Annotated in this window: 13 protein-coding genes; 9 read left to right on the forward strand and 4 right to left on the reverse strand. The window is 61.5% G+C overall.

The features are described 5' to 3' along the window. Positions 1-303: 303 nt before the first annotated feature. From sppA to C7U61_RS01940, 3 genes are all read left to right on the forward strand, one after another. A complete protein-coding gene (gene sppA, locus C7U61_RS01930; protein WP_106996449.1) occupies positions 304-1,260 on the forward strand; it encodes a signal peptide peptidase SppA in 957 nt (318 codons plus the stop codon). Between the two features lie 26 nt (positions 1,261-1,286). After that, positions 1,287-1,595, forward strand: a complete 309-nt coding sequence (locus C7U61_RS01935; protein WP_015338608.1) for an integration host factor subunit beta — start codon at positions 1,287-1,289, stop codon at positions 1,593-1,595. A 164-nt stretch (positions 1,596-1,759) separates the two neighbouring features. Next, entirely contained in the window at positions 1,760-2,092 is a 333-nt protein-coding gene (locus tag C7U61_RS01940) for a LapA family protein (RefSeq protein WP_106996450.1), read from the forward strand. Here the strand turns inward: C7U61_RS01940 and C7U61_RS01945 are convergent. Beyond that, positions 2,084-2,542 (reverse strand): GNAT family N-acetyltransferase, encoded by a 459-nt coding sequence (locus C7U61_RS01945; protein ID WP_106996451.1) that lies wholly within the window; start codon positions 2,540-2,542, stop codon positions 2,084-2,086. The two genes, C7U61_RS01940 and C7U61_RS01945, sit on opposite strands and share 9 nt — an antisense overlap. 36 nt (positions 2,543-2,578) lie before the next feature. Further along, positions 2,579-3,031, reverse strand: a complete 453-nt coding sequence (locus tag C7U61_RS01950; RefSeq protein WP_106996452.1) for a carbon monoxide dehydrogenase subunit G — start codon at positions 3,029-3,031, stop codon at positions 2,579-2,581. Between the two features lie 112 nt (positions 3,032-3,143). Here C7U61_RS01950 and C7U61_RS01955 point away from each other — a divergent pair, with 112 nt between their 5' ends. The 5 genes from C7U61_RS01955 (at position 3,144) to C7U61_RS01975 (ending at position 9,117) form a co-directional block, all read left to right on the forward strand. Continuing rightward, positions 3,144-4,292 carry a class I SAM-dependent methyltransferase gene (locus C7U61_RS01955; RefSeq protein ID WP_106996453.1) on the forward strand — a complete coding sequence of 383 codons (1,149 nt, stop codon included), beginning with the start codon at positions 3,144-3,146 and terminating at the stop codon, positions 4,290-4,292. Further along, positions 4,289-5,149, forward strand: coding sequence for an RNA methyltransferase (locus tag C7U61_RS01960; protein ID WP_106996454.1), 861 nt, complete (start codon positions 4,289-4,291; stop codon positions 5,147-5,149). Before C7U61_RS01955 ends, C7U61_RS01960 begins: the two co-directional genes overlap by 4 nt. Next, positions 5,146-5,664: a signal peptidase II gene (gene lspA, locus C7U61_RS01965; protein ID WP_106996455.1), complete on the forward strand. Its 519-nt coding sequence runs from the start codon at positions 5,146-5,148 to the stop codon at positions 5,662-5,664. The genes C7U61_RS01960 and lspA overlap by 4 nt, the downstream gene beginning before the upstream one ends. Before the next feature lie 55 nt (positions 5,665-5,719). Next, positions 5,720-8,008 (forward strand): PAS domain-containing hybrid sensor histidine kinase/response regulator, encoded by a 2,289-nt coding sequence (locus C7U61_RS01970; RefSeq protein WP_106996456.1) that lies wholly within the window; start codon positions 5,720-5,722, stop codon positions 8,006-8,008. A 230-nt stretch (positions 8,009-8,238) separates the two neighbouring features. Further along, a complete protein-coding gene (locus C7U61_RS01975) occupies positions 8,239-9,117 on the forward strand; it encodes a GNAT family N-acetyltransferase (protein WP_106996457.1) in 879 nt (292 codons plus the stop codon). 106 nt (positions 9,118-9,223) lie between these two features. On the opposite strand, the gene C7U61_RS01980 is transcribed toward C7U61_RS01975, so the two are convergent. Continuing rightward, a complete protein-coding gene (locus C7U61_RS01980; RefSeq protein WP_106996458.1) occupies positions 9,224-10,633 on the reverse strand; it encodes an adenylate/guanylate cyclase domain-containing protein in 1,410 nt (469 codons plus the stop codon). Positions 10,634-10,710: 77 nt separating this feature from the next. Continuing rightward, positions 10,711-12,999, reverse strand: coding sequence for an NADP-dependent malic enzyme (locus tag C7U61_RS01985; RefSeq protein WP_106996459.1), 2,289 nt, complete (start codon positions 12,997-12,999; stop codon positions 10,711-10,713). Positions 13,000-13,112: 113 nt separating this feature from the next. Here C7U61_RS01985 and mutS point away from each other — a divergent pair, with 113 nt between their 5' ends. Further along, on the forward strand, positions 13,113-15,854 hold the full coding sequence (mutS, locus tag C7U61_RS01990) for a DNA mismatch repair protein MutS (RefSeq protein WP_106996460.1): 2,742 nt from the start codon (positions 13,113-13,115) through the stop codon (positions 15,852-15,854). Positions 15,855-15,858 lie beyond the last annotated feature (4 nt).

Here is a 15,858-nt window from a genome sequence, read left to right on the forward strand (position 1 = left end):
ATCCGGAAAACCGCATTCACGCTATGCGAGGCTGTGCCAAAAAGCCTATCGGATCGTTTCGCATTATTGCACTGGCTTGCCAATATGCATTTTTTCCTGCTCTGGGCGAATATTAGCAGAAAAATATGCCATAGGCCGGTTTCATCAGATCAGGCGATGTCCTATCTGATGAACGACAAAGCGACGTCCCGCCGACGACATCGAAAACGGGAAACGCTTTTCTCTGAGGATTGTGCCCGTTTCAAGGTGTCATACATCCGGTTTATAGCGCTTTCAATTTGTTGCGGGGAGAAATAAGGCGTGATGGACAGTTCTGCAATCGCGGATCGGCGACAATTGCGCCGCAAGCTCGGTTTCTGGCGCATTGTTGCCGTTTTGCTCCTGGTGGCACTGGGCTTTGCGTTTTATCGCTTCGTTTCCGCCGATCTGTCCGATGCGCGCGGCCCGCAGATCGCCCGCGTCAAGATATCGGGGCTCATCCAGGACGATCCCGAGCTTTTGGAACGGCTGAAGAAGATCCGCGACAATGACCAGGTCAAAGCGCTGATCGTGTCGATCTCCTCGACGGGCGGAACGACCTATGGCGGCGAACGGATATTCAAGGCGATCCGCGCTGTCGCCGCCAAGAAGCCGGTCGTGTCGGATATTCGCACCGTTGCAGCCTCGGCCGGCTACATGATCGCGACGGCCGGCGACGATATCGTTGCGGGAGATACCTCCATCACGGGGTCGATCGGCGTCATCTTCCAGTATCCGCAGGTCAAGGACCTGCTCGACAAGGTCGGCGTTTCCCTGGATGAGATCAAGTCGGCTCCGCTGAAGGCCGAACCGTCGCCGTTCCATCCCGCCAGCGAAGACGCCAAGAACATGATCCGCAACATGGTCATGGACAGCTACGCCTGGTTCGTGGATCTGGTTGCCGAGCGCCGCAAGCTGCCGCGCGACCAAGTGCTGAAGCTTGCCGACGGCAGCATCTTCACCGGCCGCCAGGCGCTGCAGAACAAGCTGGTCGACACACTCGGGGGCGAGGACGAAATCCTTGCCTATCTCGAAACGCGCAAGGTCAAGAAGGACCTGCCGATCGTCGACTGGAAGCCGGAGGACAAAACTTCGTTCTTCTTTTGGCCGGGTGCCGCTTCCTGGTTGCTAAATCGCCTCGGTTATGATGATTTTATCAAAGGAGAGAGCCTTCAGAAAATCATGAGCGATAAGTTGTTTCTTGACGGCCTGCTTTCTGTTTGGCAGGGTGCAGGCAATTGATAAATCAATGATTTAAGGGGATAGCTGTGATCAAGTCGGAACTGGTGCAGATTGTTGCCGCCCGCAACCCGCATCTCTATCACCGCGACGTCGAAAATATCGTCAATGCTGTCTTGGATGAGATCACCGATGCGCTCGCAGCGGGAAACCGGGTTGAGCTTCGCGGCTTCGGTGCCTTTTCCGTCAAGAACCGGCCTTCACGCTCCGGTCGCAACCCACGCACCGGCGATACCGTCTTCGTCGAGGAAAAATGGGTTCCCTTCTTCAAGACCGGCAAGGAATTGCGCGAGCGCCTGAATCCGGGCGCCGGCGACGACGAGGAAGACGACAATTGATCACCGGCCGCTCGGCCGAATTCCTCAATGCTTCGACGGAAATAGTCATCGGACATGATTGTGCCGCGACGCGGTGGCACTTGAATTCAGCCGTCGCTTTTCTATTCTGCGACTGAAGGCGGCCTGAGTGCGATGCACGCGGCTGCGGATAAAGGAGCTGCGCAATGGCCAAGAAGATCGTCAATCTGCTGATATTGCTGCCGCTCGGCATCATCCTCATCATATTCTGCGTCGCCAACAGGCAATCCGCGACCTTGGCCCTCAACCCCTTCCGTCCGGAGGATCAGGTGCTGTCGTTGAATGCGCCTCTGTTCGTGCTGCTGTTTGCGGCGCTGATCCTCGGCATGATAGTCGGTGCCGCGGTCACTTGGGTCAATCAGGGAAAGCACCGCAAGCGCGCTCGTAACCAGTCGCGGGAAGCGGTGCGCTGGCAGGCCGAGGCCGACAAGCATCGCACGCGCGCCGAAGAGATCGCCGGGCAGCTGCCGTCAAAGTGAGGTGAGGTCGGCGAGCCGCATCTCTTTATAATCACCCTCCGGCGAGGCGCCATCGCCGATGATCTCGAAGCCCAGCATCCTGTAGAAGGCCATGGCGCGGATATTTTTGACGAGGCATTTCAGCCGGTAGCGGCGCCGTGGCCAATCCGGCAGTGCGGCAAGCAGTGCCTTGCCCGCGCCGCGGCCCTGGAAAGCCGGCAGGATGTAGAGCATGTGGATGAAGTCATCGGGCTCCCATATCGCAGCAAAGCCGGCAATCGTGCCATGTCCATCTTCGCAAACGAACAGGCGCTCGCCGTTCGTGTGAGTGGCGAAGTCTTCCAGTGCAAAACGATCGGGATCGACCCAGCGGAATGTCTCGCAGCGGACATGGAGATAAATCTCCGCGAGCGTCCGCATATCCTCTTCGCGTGCGGGTCGGATGGTCCATGTCGGAAATTTCGATGTCATGATCGACTATATGGGCGCCAGATATGCGCTCGGCAATCAGACGCCGGACTGACTGTTGATCGCCGCGGTGAAATCGGCAAAAAACTGCTGCGCCAGCTTTTTGGCGCTGGAATCGACCAACCGCGAGCCGAGCTGCGCGATCTTGCCGCCGACCTGCGCCTTGGCCTCATATTGCAGGATGGTCTCGCCGCCATCTTCCTTGAGCACGACGTCGGCGCCGCCCTTGGCGAAACCGGCAATCCCGCCCTTTCCTTCGCCCGATATCGTATAGCTTTCCGGCGCGTTGATGTTGGAAAGCTTGACCTCGCCATTGAAGGAGGCCGAAACCGGGCCGATCTTCAGTTTCACGGTCGCGGTCAGTTCCGTCGGCGAGATCCTTTCCAGGCTTTGGCAGCCCGGAATACATTGCTTGAGGATCTCCGGATCGTTCAGCGCCGCCCATACCGCATCCCTGGGTGCTGCGATCCGCTCCTCGCCGGTCATGTCCATGCGCAATCCTCCCAATGTGGCATTTTGTGCATGGATCATCGCAGATCGGAAAGCGCTTTGCCAAGTGGCGACCAGATGCTATTTGCACGCACATATCAATTTTGAGACAAGCATGGTGAAACATAGGGAAAGCCGGCCCGGCCAGAAAACCGCGGGCGGTCTCGGGGCAAAACCCCGGCGTGACATATCAGGCAAGCCGCCGGCAAAGCCTGCGCATGCTTCGCGGCCAGCCAAGCCCTCGCGCGATGCCAAGCCTTCGCGCGATTATGGCGAACGCGTTGCCGAGCCACATACCGCAGCGCCTGCCGCCGCCGCGCCAGAACGCCCGCTGATCGCCCGAACCGGTGAGCGTCCCGTCGAGCGCGTGCCCGTGATTCTCGAGTCGCTCGGTGCCGGTGATTTCCACCTCATCGACAGCGGCAACGGGCTGAAGCTCGAGCAATATGGACCCTATCGCATCGTCCGGCCGGAAGCGCAGGCGCTGTGGCCGCCGTCGCTTGCCGCGCATATCTGGGACAACGCCGATGCCATTTTCACCGGCGATACGGATGAAGACGGCATGGGTCGCTGGCGTTTTCCGCGCGAAGCACTCGGCGAAACCTGGCCGCTGCAATTGCTCGGCGTCGATTTTCTCGGCCGCTTCACCGCCTTCCGCCATGTCGGCGTCTTCCCCGAGCAGATCGTCCACTGGGCCTGGATGAAGGAGCAGGTCGAGGCGGCGAAACGGCCGCTGAAGGTTCTGAATCTCTTCGGCTACACCGGCGTCGCCTCGCTGGTAGCAGCGGCTGCCGGCGCGGAAGTCACCCATGTCGATGCTTCCAAGAAGGCGATTGGCTGGGCGCGCGAAAACCAGGCCCTGGGCCGCATGGAAAAGCTGCCGATCCGCTGGATCTGCGAGGATGCAATGAAGTTCATCCTGCGCGAGGAGCGGCGCGGCAATAAATACGACATCATCCTCACCGATCCGCCGAAGTTCGGCCGCGGCCCGAATGGCGAGGTCTGGCATCTCTTCGAGCATCTGCCGCTGATGCTGGATATTTGCCGTGAAATCCTGTCGCCGAAGGCGCTCGGCCTCGTGCTGACGGCCTATTCCATCCGCGCCAGCTTCTATTCCATCCATGAGCTGATGCGCGAGACCATGCGCGGCGCCGGCGGCGCGGTCGAATCCGGCGAACTCGTCATCCGCGAAGCCGGTCTCGACGGCCGCACGCCGGGCAGGGTGCTTTCCACCTCCCTCTTCAGCCGCTGGGTGCCGAAATGAATCAGGATTTCCGCAATGATGGCCCGCGCAAGGTCGGACAGGTCAAGGAGGTCACCTCGCTTGCCAATCCGATCGTCAAGGACATCAAGGCGCTGACGGTCAAGAAATCGCGCGAGGAAAGCGGCGCCTTCCTCGCCGAAGGGCTGAAACTGGTCATCGATGCGCTCGAGCTCGGCTGGACGATCCGCACGCTTGTTTATGCCAAGGCAGCCAAGGGCAAGCCGCTGGTCGAGCAGGTCGCCGCAAAGACCGTTGCGGCTGGCGGTCTTGTGCTTGAGGTCAGCGAAAAGGTGATCGGCTCGATCACCCGCCGCGACAATCCGCAGATGGTGGTCGGTGTTTTCGAACAGCGCTGGCGGCCGCTTCGGGATGTCAAGCCGAAGGAGGGCGAGACCTGGGTTGCACTCGACCGCGTGCGCGATCCGGGCAATCTCGGCACGATCATCCGCACCGCCGATGCAGCCGGCGCTTCCGGCGTCATCCTCGTCGGCGAGACGACGGACCCGTTTTCGCTGGAAACCGTACGTGCCACCATGGGCTCCGTCTTTGCTGTTCCCGTCGTCAAGGCGACGCCGGAAGAGTTTCTGGCCTGGAAAAGGAAGGCTGACGTCTCTGTCGTTGCCACCCATCTGGCGGGCGCGGTCGATTACCGCACCATCGATTACAAGAGGAAGCCTGTCGTCATCCTGATGGGCAATGAGCAGTCCGGTCTGCCGGATGCCCTGGCCAAAGAGGCCGATGCGCTCGCCCGTATCCCCCAGGCCGGCCGCGCCGACAGCCTCAATCTGGCGGTTGCGACGGCAGTCATGCTGTTCGAAGCCCGCCGCCATATCCTGACCCTGAGCGAGACCCGATGACCGAAAGCGAGACCAACGAACAGCCGGCTGCAAAGCCGGCCCTGTTTTCACGGCCCCTGCCGATCCTGATCTTTATCGTCGTTGCGGTCATTCTCGACCAGGCCATCAAGATCATGGTGGATCACTGGCTGCCGCTGCAGGAGATGGTGCCGGTCATTCCCATGCTGGCGCTCTACCGCACCTATAATCTGGGCGTCGCCTTCTCCATGCTCTCGGGCATGGACGGCTGGTTCATCGTCGGGATGCGGCTTGTCATCGTTGCCTTCGTGCTGTGGCTCTGGCGGCGTACGCCAGATCACCGCTGGCTCGCGCATACGGGCTTTGCCCTGATCATCGCCGGCGCCCTCGGCAATCTGCTCGACCGCTTTCTCTACGGACACGTGATCGACTACGTCCTCTTTCATACGCAGACGTGGTCTTTTGCCGTTTTCAATCTTGCCGACAGCTTCATCACCGTCGGTGCAGGCTGCGTCATTCTCGACGAGCTTCTGATGCCGAAAAAGGCAAAAACGTAAAATTCTATCGAATCCCTGAAGGCATCGGGAACCGTGCATGTGATAGCCAGATTGCATGAACACTCTGGCAGATCTGCAGGAAAAGCTTGCCGCCGCGGCAGTTCACGCTCAAACGGACCCGATCGAAGGACCGGCTGCCGACGAGTCGTCGCCTGCAAAAACGGCGACACCGCAGGAGGCGGGCCGGCAATCGCGGTTGCCCGCGCAGGTCCGGTGGCTGCAGAGCCATTGGCTGAATGGCGGCGGTCTCGTGGCTGGGGTAGCCCTCCTTGCGACCGGGTTTGCCGGAGGTCCGCTGCTGCTCTTGGGCTTGTTTGGCCTTGCGGCCCTGGCGCTTACCGCTGTCGGCATCGTCAAGGCCCGCAGTGCCGCGGGCGAGCCCGAGATTGCCGCTGCCGATGTCAGCGAGAGCGAGCATGATCGCCTGTGGGAGCACAGGGAAAGCGCCAATCTCCTCGCCACCGTCCACGATGCGCTCGGCGATATCGCGGTCACTCGCAGCATCGACCGGCGGATACTGCATGCCAATGCCACGTTCTGCAGATTGACGGGCAGACCGCATCCGGAAGGCCTGACGCTGGAGGAGACCGGCCTCGTATTCCGCGCCGTCACCGATGCGAAGCATCAGGATGCGGAAATCGCAACACCCGAGGGGCGGCGTATTTTTGCCTGGCACGACGTCATGTTCCGCGATGCGACGACCGGGCAATTATGCATACAGAGCATCGCGCGCGACGTGACGGAGGAGCGGCAGGCTGCCCGCCTGCGCGAAGACGCGAGATTGAAGGCCGAATATAACAGCGCCGCGAAATCACGCCTGCTCGCCACCGTCAGCCATGAGATCCGCACGCCGCTGTCGGGCATTCTCGGCATGAACCATCTCCTTGCTCAGACCCCGTTGACCCTGGAGCAGGCAAATTACCTCACCGGCATTCGCCAGTCGGGCCACGCGCTGGTGCAGCTGGTCGAAGATCTCCTGGATTTCTCCACGATCGAAGTCGGCCGCTTCCAGTTGCATCCGCGTCAGGAGGCTTTGCGGCCGCTGCTGGAAGGCGTCATCGAGATGCTTGCGCATCGCGCCCATGAAAAGGGCATAGAAATCGCCGCAAGCGTTGCGGCCGATGTTCCGGAGAGCTTGGAATTCGATCCCGCCCGTCTGCGCCAGATTCTGTTCAACGTGATCGGCAACGCTGTGAAGTTCACCCAGACCGGCGGGGTTCTTGTCAGCGTCGATCTCGATGGCAGGGATTTGACGATATCGGTGCGTGATAGCGGTCCCGGCATGACCGAGGAGGAGCAGGCCCGCGTCTTCGGCGAATTCGAGCAAGCCGGCACCACGGTCGAACGAAGCGCCGGCACCGGTCTCGGCCTTGCGATCTCCGCCCGCATCCTGCGCGAATTCGGCGGCGGGCTCAGCGTTGCCAGCGAGCGCGGCAAGGGCAGCGAGTTCGTCATCTCCTTCCCCGTCGGCCTGGTTGCCGGAGGGGATGGATACGATCGGCGCAATACCATGCTCAGAGGCTCTCGTATCCTGCTGCTCGCCCCCGAAGGGGCGGCAAGCACGGCCATCATGCGGACCATACAGACGCTTGGCGGTCGCTGCCGGCTGATCGGCCCCGGCGACATGGACGATCTGCTGCCTTCGTTCCCGATGGGCGAAGGCGGGGTGTGGACGGACCTCATCGTCGATCATCGCATGGCGCCCTGGTATTTCAGCGAGGGAAATGCGCTTGCGGTGCCGCGGCTGCGCAAGATCTTCCTGGTCAATCCCGAGGAGCGCAACACCCATCCGCTCGATCTTTTCGATGCCTGGCTCATCCGTCCGCTGCGTGAGCAGTCGCTGATCGATGTGCTGAGAGGCCGCATGCGTGGCATGGAAAAGCGCGATGCCCTTATCGAGGCGGTCTCGGAGATCGGCATTACGACGCCCGAGGCGGAGGAGGACCGTGCGCTCGATATTCTCCTGGGTGAGGACGATTCCGTCAACGCCATGCTGGTTCGCGCCATGCTCTCCAAGGCGGGCCACAGGGTGCGCCTCGTCGAGGATTTCGATGGCCTTCGAGCTCGCATCGAAAAGGCCGACACGCGCCCCGAGGTGCTGGTGACGGATTTCAACATGCCGGGCGGCACGGGTGCGGCTGTGCTTGCGCAATTGCGAGCCCATGAACGCAGGCAAGGCCTGCCGTCGCTGCCGATCATCGTGCTGACCGCGGACAGCCGGGATTCGATCCGCCGTCAGGCGCTGCTGGCTGGTGCCGATGCCGTCATCGTCAAGCCGGTCGATCCAGAGAAGCTGAAGACGGTGCTGAAGAGCCTGTCGCGACCGGTTTTCGAACGCGCCTGAAAATAAGTTTCGATCTTCGAATGAAGAACAGGAAGCCGGCTCATCAATGTTCGATAGAGCCTGCAGGGAGGGCTCAACCTGTGGCATTTGCAGCCGCTAAGTTGGGGACGGCGCGCTTATTCGAAAATTGCAACGGGCACGGTTCTTGCATTTAGCCAAGCTGCGTGTCACTTTCCTGTCGCACGAATTTGGTTTATGGCGCTATATCGGCCCGCAGGGGGAGAATCGCCATGTCCATCGAAATCTTGAATCGCGAAGCTCAGGGCGAAATGGTTCAGTCTTCAAAGGCAACGGTTGAGCCGGTTGCCAGCGATGTGCTCGGACGCATCGGAAATCTCGAGACGCGTCTTGCCCGCACGGCGCGCGAAATCGATGCCGCTCAGGCCGTACGCTACCGCGTTTTCGTCGAGGAGATGAACGCGCAATTGCCGGCCGACGCCATGCGTCGTCAGCGCGACGTCGACAGCTGGGACGACATTTGCGACCATCTTCTGGTGCTGGACCGGTCGCTGGAAGGCGATCCGGAGGACCAGATCGTCGGCACGTATCGCCTGCTGCGTCAGGAAGTGGCCATGGCGAACGGCGGCTTCTATTCCTCCTCGGAATTCGACATCGACGCGCTGCTCGCCCGTCATCCCGATAAGCGTTTCATGGAACTCGGCCGCTCCTGCGTGCTGCCGGATTACCGCACCAAGCGCACGGTCGAACTGCTGTGGCAGGGCAATTGGGCCTATGCGCTGAAGCATGGCATGGGTGCCATGTTCGGCTGTGCCTCCTTCCCCGGTGTCCTGCCGGAACAGCACGCTCTCGCTTTGTCCTTCCTCTATCACAATGTCCTTGCCAAGGACGAATGGGCCGTCGGCGCGCTGCCGTCGCTTGCCCGCAACATGGATTTGATGCCGGTCGAGGCGATCAATCCGAAAAAGGCGCTGATGTCGCTGCCGCCTTTGATCAAGGGCTATCTGCGTCTCGGCGCCATGGTCGGCTCGAGCGCTGTCGTCGATCATGCCTTCAACACCACGGATGTTCTGATCGTTCTGCCGATCGCCAGCATTTCCAACCGCTACGTGAATTATTACGGCGCGGATGCCGGTCGCTTCGCCAGCTGATGGTATAGAGCAATTCCAGGAAAAGTGTGTGGCGGTTTTCCGTCCGGAATTGCGCAAAAACAAAGAGATAGAGCGGGTCGGAGATTCCGGGAAAAGCTGAGCCGCTCTAGGGGATAGCAAAGATGTCGATCGCGTCGGTGATGCCGCGCAGCGCGACATGATGCGATTGCGGTCTTAGGCCGCGCCTTGTCATCAGTTCGGCGGCGCGCGGATGATCGAGCACCGAGCTGGTTGCGAATATTTCCCGTGATGTGGCAAGGTGCTGGACACGGGAGGCGATATTGACCGTCTGCCCAAAATAATCCTGCCGTTCGTTCAGGCTCACGGCGATGCACGGCCCCTCATGGATGCCGATTTTCAGAAGAAGATCGTCATTGCCGCGCTCTTCATTGAGGCTGAGCATGGCCTCCCGCATCCGCATCGCCGCATTGAGCGCCCGGTCCGGCGTCGGGAAGGTCGCCATGACGGCATCGCCGATCGTCTTGACGACCGCACCCGCCTCCGCCGCTACGATCTCGTGCAGGATGCCGAAATGGGTTTTGACCAGATCGAAGGCCGCAAGATCGCCGACCCTTTCGTATAATTGCGTCGAACCGCGCAAGTCGGTGAACAGAAAGGTGAGGCTGGTGATCTTCAGCCGCTGGTCGATATCGATCGTATCCGTGCGATAGATGTCGCGGAAGGTCTGGTTGGAAAGCAGGTGCTTGGCGGTCAGAAAGGGCCGGCGTTGTCCGAGCAGCGTATGAAGAGCCTCGTTGGCGACGCAGATCGATGGCAGCACACGAAGATCGGTGTGGTTCTCCATTTGGACGCGCAAGGGGCCGGGCCGCAATTCGATTGCCTCGCTATGACGGTGCATGCGATCGAAAACGAGCGAGAGAGCCTGCCGCTCCTTCGATGGTTCTCCCTTCACGTCGAGGAATTGCGCCGCGTGCGTGACAGGCTCGAAGATGATGGTAAATTCCGCCGGCAATTGAAGCGATATCACCGCTTTCTCACCGGGCGGCAGTTCCAGGGATTCCAGGACGAATTGATCGACCTTTTCTTCATAGCCCTCGTCGGGAAGGTCGACGCCCGAACCCCAATAGATCTGGCGAAAATATTCGAGCGGCGGCAGGTCGTGCGGATTGTGCGCTTCTATGTGGCGCAGGCGCGGACTGACGGTGAAGGTGACTTCCACCATCTCGTCGAGCGTCGGCTCATAGCCGGCGGCGCAAAGCGTGCAGTTATAGGTGTCGCTTTGCACGGTTTTCAGCGAGGTATTGGCATCCAATACTCCGCCGCAACCGGGGCAGAGAACATTCCACGACATTTCGAAGAGGCCAAGGCGAGATGCGTGCAGGAAGGCGTTGATGGTCTGCTCTTCCTCGAAACCCTGGGCGGCGGCGAAGGCCAGTGCATTCACACGATTGAGCTTGCGGTCGGGTGCCTCAAGGACGAGCCGCTCGATAGCATCGGCAATATCAGGCTGCGCTGAATGGCGCAGCACTGCGAACAGGACCTGAGCTTCACTCATCCGACCATTTTACACCGAATTGGCACGCGCGCCCATCATCTTTGTTGGGCCGCCGGCTCAATTTCACGAGTTTGCGTCTACGATCCCGCGCCATAGGCCGCGATGGCGGCCATGTTGACAATATCGGAATCCTTGGCGCCCATCGATGTGATCTGCACCGGCTTGTCGAGACCGACCAGCAGCGGCCCGATGACCGTGGAGCCGCCGAGCTCCTGCAGCATCTTGGTGGAGATCGCCGCAGAGTGGAACGCCGGCATGACAAGCACGTTTGCCGGCCCGGAAAGCCGCGAGAAGGGATAGAGGCTTTCCATGAGCTTGCGGTCAAGTGCGACATCGGCGGCCATTTCGCCGTCGAATTCGAAATTGACGTAGCGCTTGTCGAGAATATCAACCGCTTCGCGCACCCGCTCGGAGCGTTCGCCCGGGGGATGGCCGAAGGTGGAATAGGCGAGCATGGCGACGCGCGGCTCATAGCCCATGCGGCGGGCGAAACCGGCTGCCTCTTCGGCGATATCGGCCAGTTCTTCCGAGGTCGGCATGTCATGCACGGCAGTGTCGGCGACGAAGACGGTTCGGCCCCGGGCAAGCACGATCGATATGCCGATGACCCGGTGCCCCGGCTTGGCGTCGATGCAGCGGCGCACGTCGCCGAGCGCGGTCGAATAGTTTCGGGTCACGCCAGTCACCATGCCGTCGGCATCGCCCAGCGCCACCATGCAGGCGGCGAAGTGATTGCGGTCATTGTGGATGAGACGGGTGACGTCGCGATGCAAATAGCCCTGGCGCTGCAGCCGGGCATAGAGATAATCGATATAGGCGTCGCCCCGCTTCGAGATGCGGGCATTGACGATCTCGAGGCCGGGGCGGTTGAGATCGATGCCGGCGCGTTCGGCTGTCGCCTGGATCAGATCCTCGCGGCCGAGCAGGATGGCGGTGCCGAGCCCTTGATTGGCGTAGGAGAGAGCGGCGCGCATGACCTGCTCCTCTTCCGCTTCGGCAAAGACGATGCGCTTCTGATGCCGGCGGACGCGCTCGTAGAGCTGCGCCAGCGTCGAGGCGATCGGATCGCGCCGGGCCGAGAGTTCGCGCGCATAGGCGGCCATGTCTGGTATTTCGCGGCGCGCGACGCCGCTCTCGATCGCGGCTTTTGCGACAGCTACGGGGATTGCCGAGATGAGCCGCGGATCGAAGGGCACGGGGATGATATATTGCGCACCGAACCGCGGCCTTGCGCCCTGATAGGCAGCAACCACATCATCGGGCACGTCTTCGCGCGCAAGGCTTGCCAGCGCATTGACGGCGGCGATCTTCATCTCGTCGTTGATGGTTGTGGCGCGCACATCGAGCGCACCGCGGAAGATATAGGGAAAACCGAGGACGTTGTTGACCTGGTTCGGGTAGTCGGAGCGCCCGGTCGCCATGATGGCGTCGTCGCGGATGCGGGCGACTTCCTCCGGCGTGATTTCCGGATCGGGATTGGCCATGGCGAAGATGATCGGCCGCTCGGCCATGGACCGGATCATCTCTTCGGAAAAGGCATCCTTCTGCGACAGGCCGAACACGACGTCCGCACCCTTCATCGCTTCCGCCAGCGTGCGCTTGTCGGTCTTGACCGCGTGAGCCGACTTCCACTGGTTCATGCCCTCGGAGCGGCCCTGGTAGATCACGCCCTTGGTGTCGCAAAGGACGATGTTCTCCGGGTTGAAGCCCATTGCCTTGATGAGTTCGATGCAGGCGATGGCGGCAGCGCCGGCGCCGTTGCAGACGAGTTTGGTGCTCTTGAGATCACGGCCGGTGAGTTCAAGCGCGTTTATAAGGCCGGCGGCGGCGATGATGGCGGTGCCGTGCTGGTCGTCATGGAAGACGGGGATATCCATGAGCTCACGCAGGCGCTGCTCGATGATGAAGCAGTCGGGTGCCTTGATATCTTCCAGATTGATGCCGCCGAAGGAGGGGCCGAGATAGCGCACGCAATTGATGAATTCGTCGACATTCTCGGTGTCGATCTCAAGATCGATCGAATCGACGTCGGCGAAGCGCTTGAAGAGGACCGACTTGCCTTCCATGACTGGCTTGGAGGCGAGCGCGCCGAGATTGCCGAGGCCGAGAATGGCCGTGCCGTTGGAGATGACGGCGACCATGTTGCCGCGCGAGGTATAGTCGTAGGCGGTCGCCGGATCGGCAGCGATCGCCTTCACGGGGACGGCCACACCGGGCGAGTAGGCAAGGGAGAGATCGCGTTGTGTCGCCATCGGCTTGGTCGGGTTGATCTCAAGCTTGCCGGGGCGGCCGTTCTTGTGGAAGTCCAGTGCTTCCTGATCGGTGATCCCCGTTCCCGGACGCGACTTGCTCTTGCTGTCAGCCATTGTTCCTCCAAACCTCCTGTGGGCGACCGGTCCCTCTTGCCCGATAGCTGTTGTCTTCTATAGCGGCGCGCGGATAGGGTGGCACCTCATTTTTTTGGAAAAACTGCACCTCCGTGAACGAACGTATTAACGCCAGCATCGATGCTTTCTCGGCCGCCGAGCTTGCCTCGGAGGAAAGCCGCGCTTCGGCCACTCCGATGATGGAGCAATATATCGAGATCAAGGCGAACAATCCCGGTTCGCTGCTGTTCTACCGCATGGGCGACTTCTATGAATTGTTCTTCGAAGACGCTATCGATGCTTCGCGCGCGCTCGGCATCACGCTGACGAAGCGCGGCCAGCACATGGGACAGGATATTCCGATGTGCGGCGTGCCCGTTCATGCAGCCGACGATTATCTGCAAAAGCTGATCGGGCTTGGTTTCCGCGTCGCCGTCTGCGAACAGGTGGAAGATCCGGCGGAAGCCAAGAAGCGTGGCGGCAAGTCGGTGGTGCGGCGCGATGTCGTGCGTCTGGTGACGCCGGGCACGATCACCGAGGAGAAGCTGCTTTCGCCTTCGGAATCCAATTATCTGATGGCGCTCGCGCGCATTCGCGGCGGAGCCGAACCGCAGCTGGCACTCGCATGGATCGATATTTCGACGGGCGTCTTCCGCCTCGCCGAAACGGAGACGTCGCGGCTGCTCGCCGATATCCTGCGCATCGACCCGAGAGAACTGATCCTGCCGGATACGATGTTCCACGATCCGGACCTGAAGCCGGTTTTCGATATTCTCGGCCGCACAGCCGTTCCGCAGCCGGCCGTGCTCTTCGACAGCGCCAGCGCCGAGGGACGGATCACGCGTTATTTTGGAGTGTCGACACTCGATGGCTTCGGCACATTCAGCCGCGCCGAACTGGCTGCTGCCGCAGCGGCGATTGCCTATGTCGAAAAGACCCAGCTCGCCGAGCGGCCGCCGCTGGGCCTGCCAGAGCGCGAAAGCGGCGCCTCAACGCTTTTCATCGATCCCGCCACCCGCGCCAATCTCGAGCTCGTTCGCACGCTCTCCGGCGATCGCAACGGCTCGCTCCTGAAGGCGATCGATCGCACCGTGACCGGCGGCGGCGCACGCCTCCTCGCCGAACGGCTGATGTCGCCGCTGACCGACTCTGCCCGTATTAATGAGCGCCTCGATTCGATCGGCTTTCTGACCGAGGAACCGTCGCTCTGCGGCGATTTGCGTTCGGCATTGAAGCATGTGCCCGATATGCCGCGCGCCCTGTCGCGCCTCGCGCTCGATCGTGGCGGCCCGCGCGATCTCTGGGCGATTCGGCAGGGGTTGGCCGCCGCCGCCGACCTTGCCCGGCTTCTCGGCGACGCCTTGCTGCCGGAGGAGCTTGCCGCCGCCTTGGACGGGCTGAAAGCTTTGCCCGCCGATCTCGAAGCCATGCTCGCGGCAATGCTTGCCGACGAGTTGCCCCTGCTGAAGCGTGACGGCGGTTTCCTGCGGGAAGGAGCGAATGCCGAACTGGATGAAGTGCGGGCATTGCGCGACCAGTCGCGCCGCGTCATCGCCGGCCTGCAGCTGCAATATGCCGAGGAGACCGGCATCAAGTCGCTGAAGATCAAGCACAACAACGTGCTCGGCTACTTCATCGAGGTTACGGCCGGCAACGCGGGTCCGATGACGGATACAAGCGAAGCCAAGGCGCGCTTCATCCACCGCCAGACCATGGCGAACGCCATGCGTTTCACGACGACCGAGCTTGCCGATCTCGAAAGCCGCATCGCCAATGCCGCCGATAAGGCGCTGGCAATCGAGCTCGAGGCCTTCGATCGCATGGTCGCGGCCGTGGTCGCTGCTGCCGAGGCGATCAAGGCCGGCGCCCGCGCGCTGTCGGTAATCGATGTCGCGGCAGGGCTTGCGCTGCTTGCCGAGGAACAGGCCTATTGCCGGCCGGTCGTCGATGGCAGCCGTATGTTCGCCATCGAGGGCGGCCGCCATCCGGTGGTGGAGCAGGCGCTGCGGCGCCAGGCTGGCGGTCCCTTCGTCGCCAACAATTGCGACCTCTCGCCGAAATCCGGCGGCAAGGATGGCGCCATCTGGCTCCTGACCGGTCCGAACATGGGCGGTAAATCGACCTTCCTGCGCCAGAACGCACTGATCGCCATTCTCGCGCAGATGGGCTCCTTCGTGCCGGCCGCTTCGGCCCATATCGGCATCGTCGACCGGCTGTTCTCGCGCGTCGGCGCTTCCGACGACCTGGCCCGGGGACGCTCGACCTTCATGGTCGAGATGGTCGAGACGGCGGCGATCCTCAATCAGGCGACCGAACGTTCGCTTGTTATCCTTGACGAGATCGGTCGCGGCACTGCGACCTTCGACGGCCTTTCCATTGCCTGGGCCGCCGTCGAGCATCTGCATGAGGCCAACCGATGCCGCGGCCTTTTCGCCACGCATTTCCATGAGCTGACCGTGCTCTCGGAGAAGCTTAATCGGCTCTCCAATGCCACCATGCGCGTGAAGGAATGGGATGGCGATGTCATCTTCCTGCACGAGGTCGGGCCGGGGGCGGCCGATCGCTCCTATGGCATCCAGGTCGCGCGTCTGGCAGGCCTGCCGGCATCCGTGGTTGCGCGTGCCCGCGACGTTCTGACGCGGCTCGAAGATGCCGACCGCAAGAATCCGGCAAGCCAGCTCATCGATGATCTGCCTCTCTTCCAGGTGGCCGTCCGCCGGGAGGAGGTCGTTGGCCGGCGTGAGCCGTCCAAAGTCGAGGAGAGGTTAAGGGCGCTCGATCTTGACGATCTGACGCCGCGCGCCGCTCTGGATGTGCTCTATGAACTGAAGAAAACGCTTACCAAAAGCAGCTGACCAA

It is taken from the genome of Rhizobium sp. JAB6 (assembly GCF_003024605.1).
Taxonomy (GTDB): Bacteria; Pseudomonadota; Alphaproteobacteria; order Rhizobiales; family Rhizobiaceae; genus Rhizobium.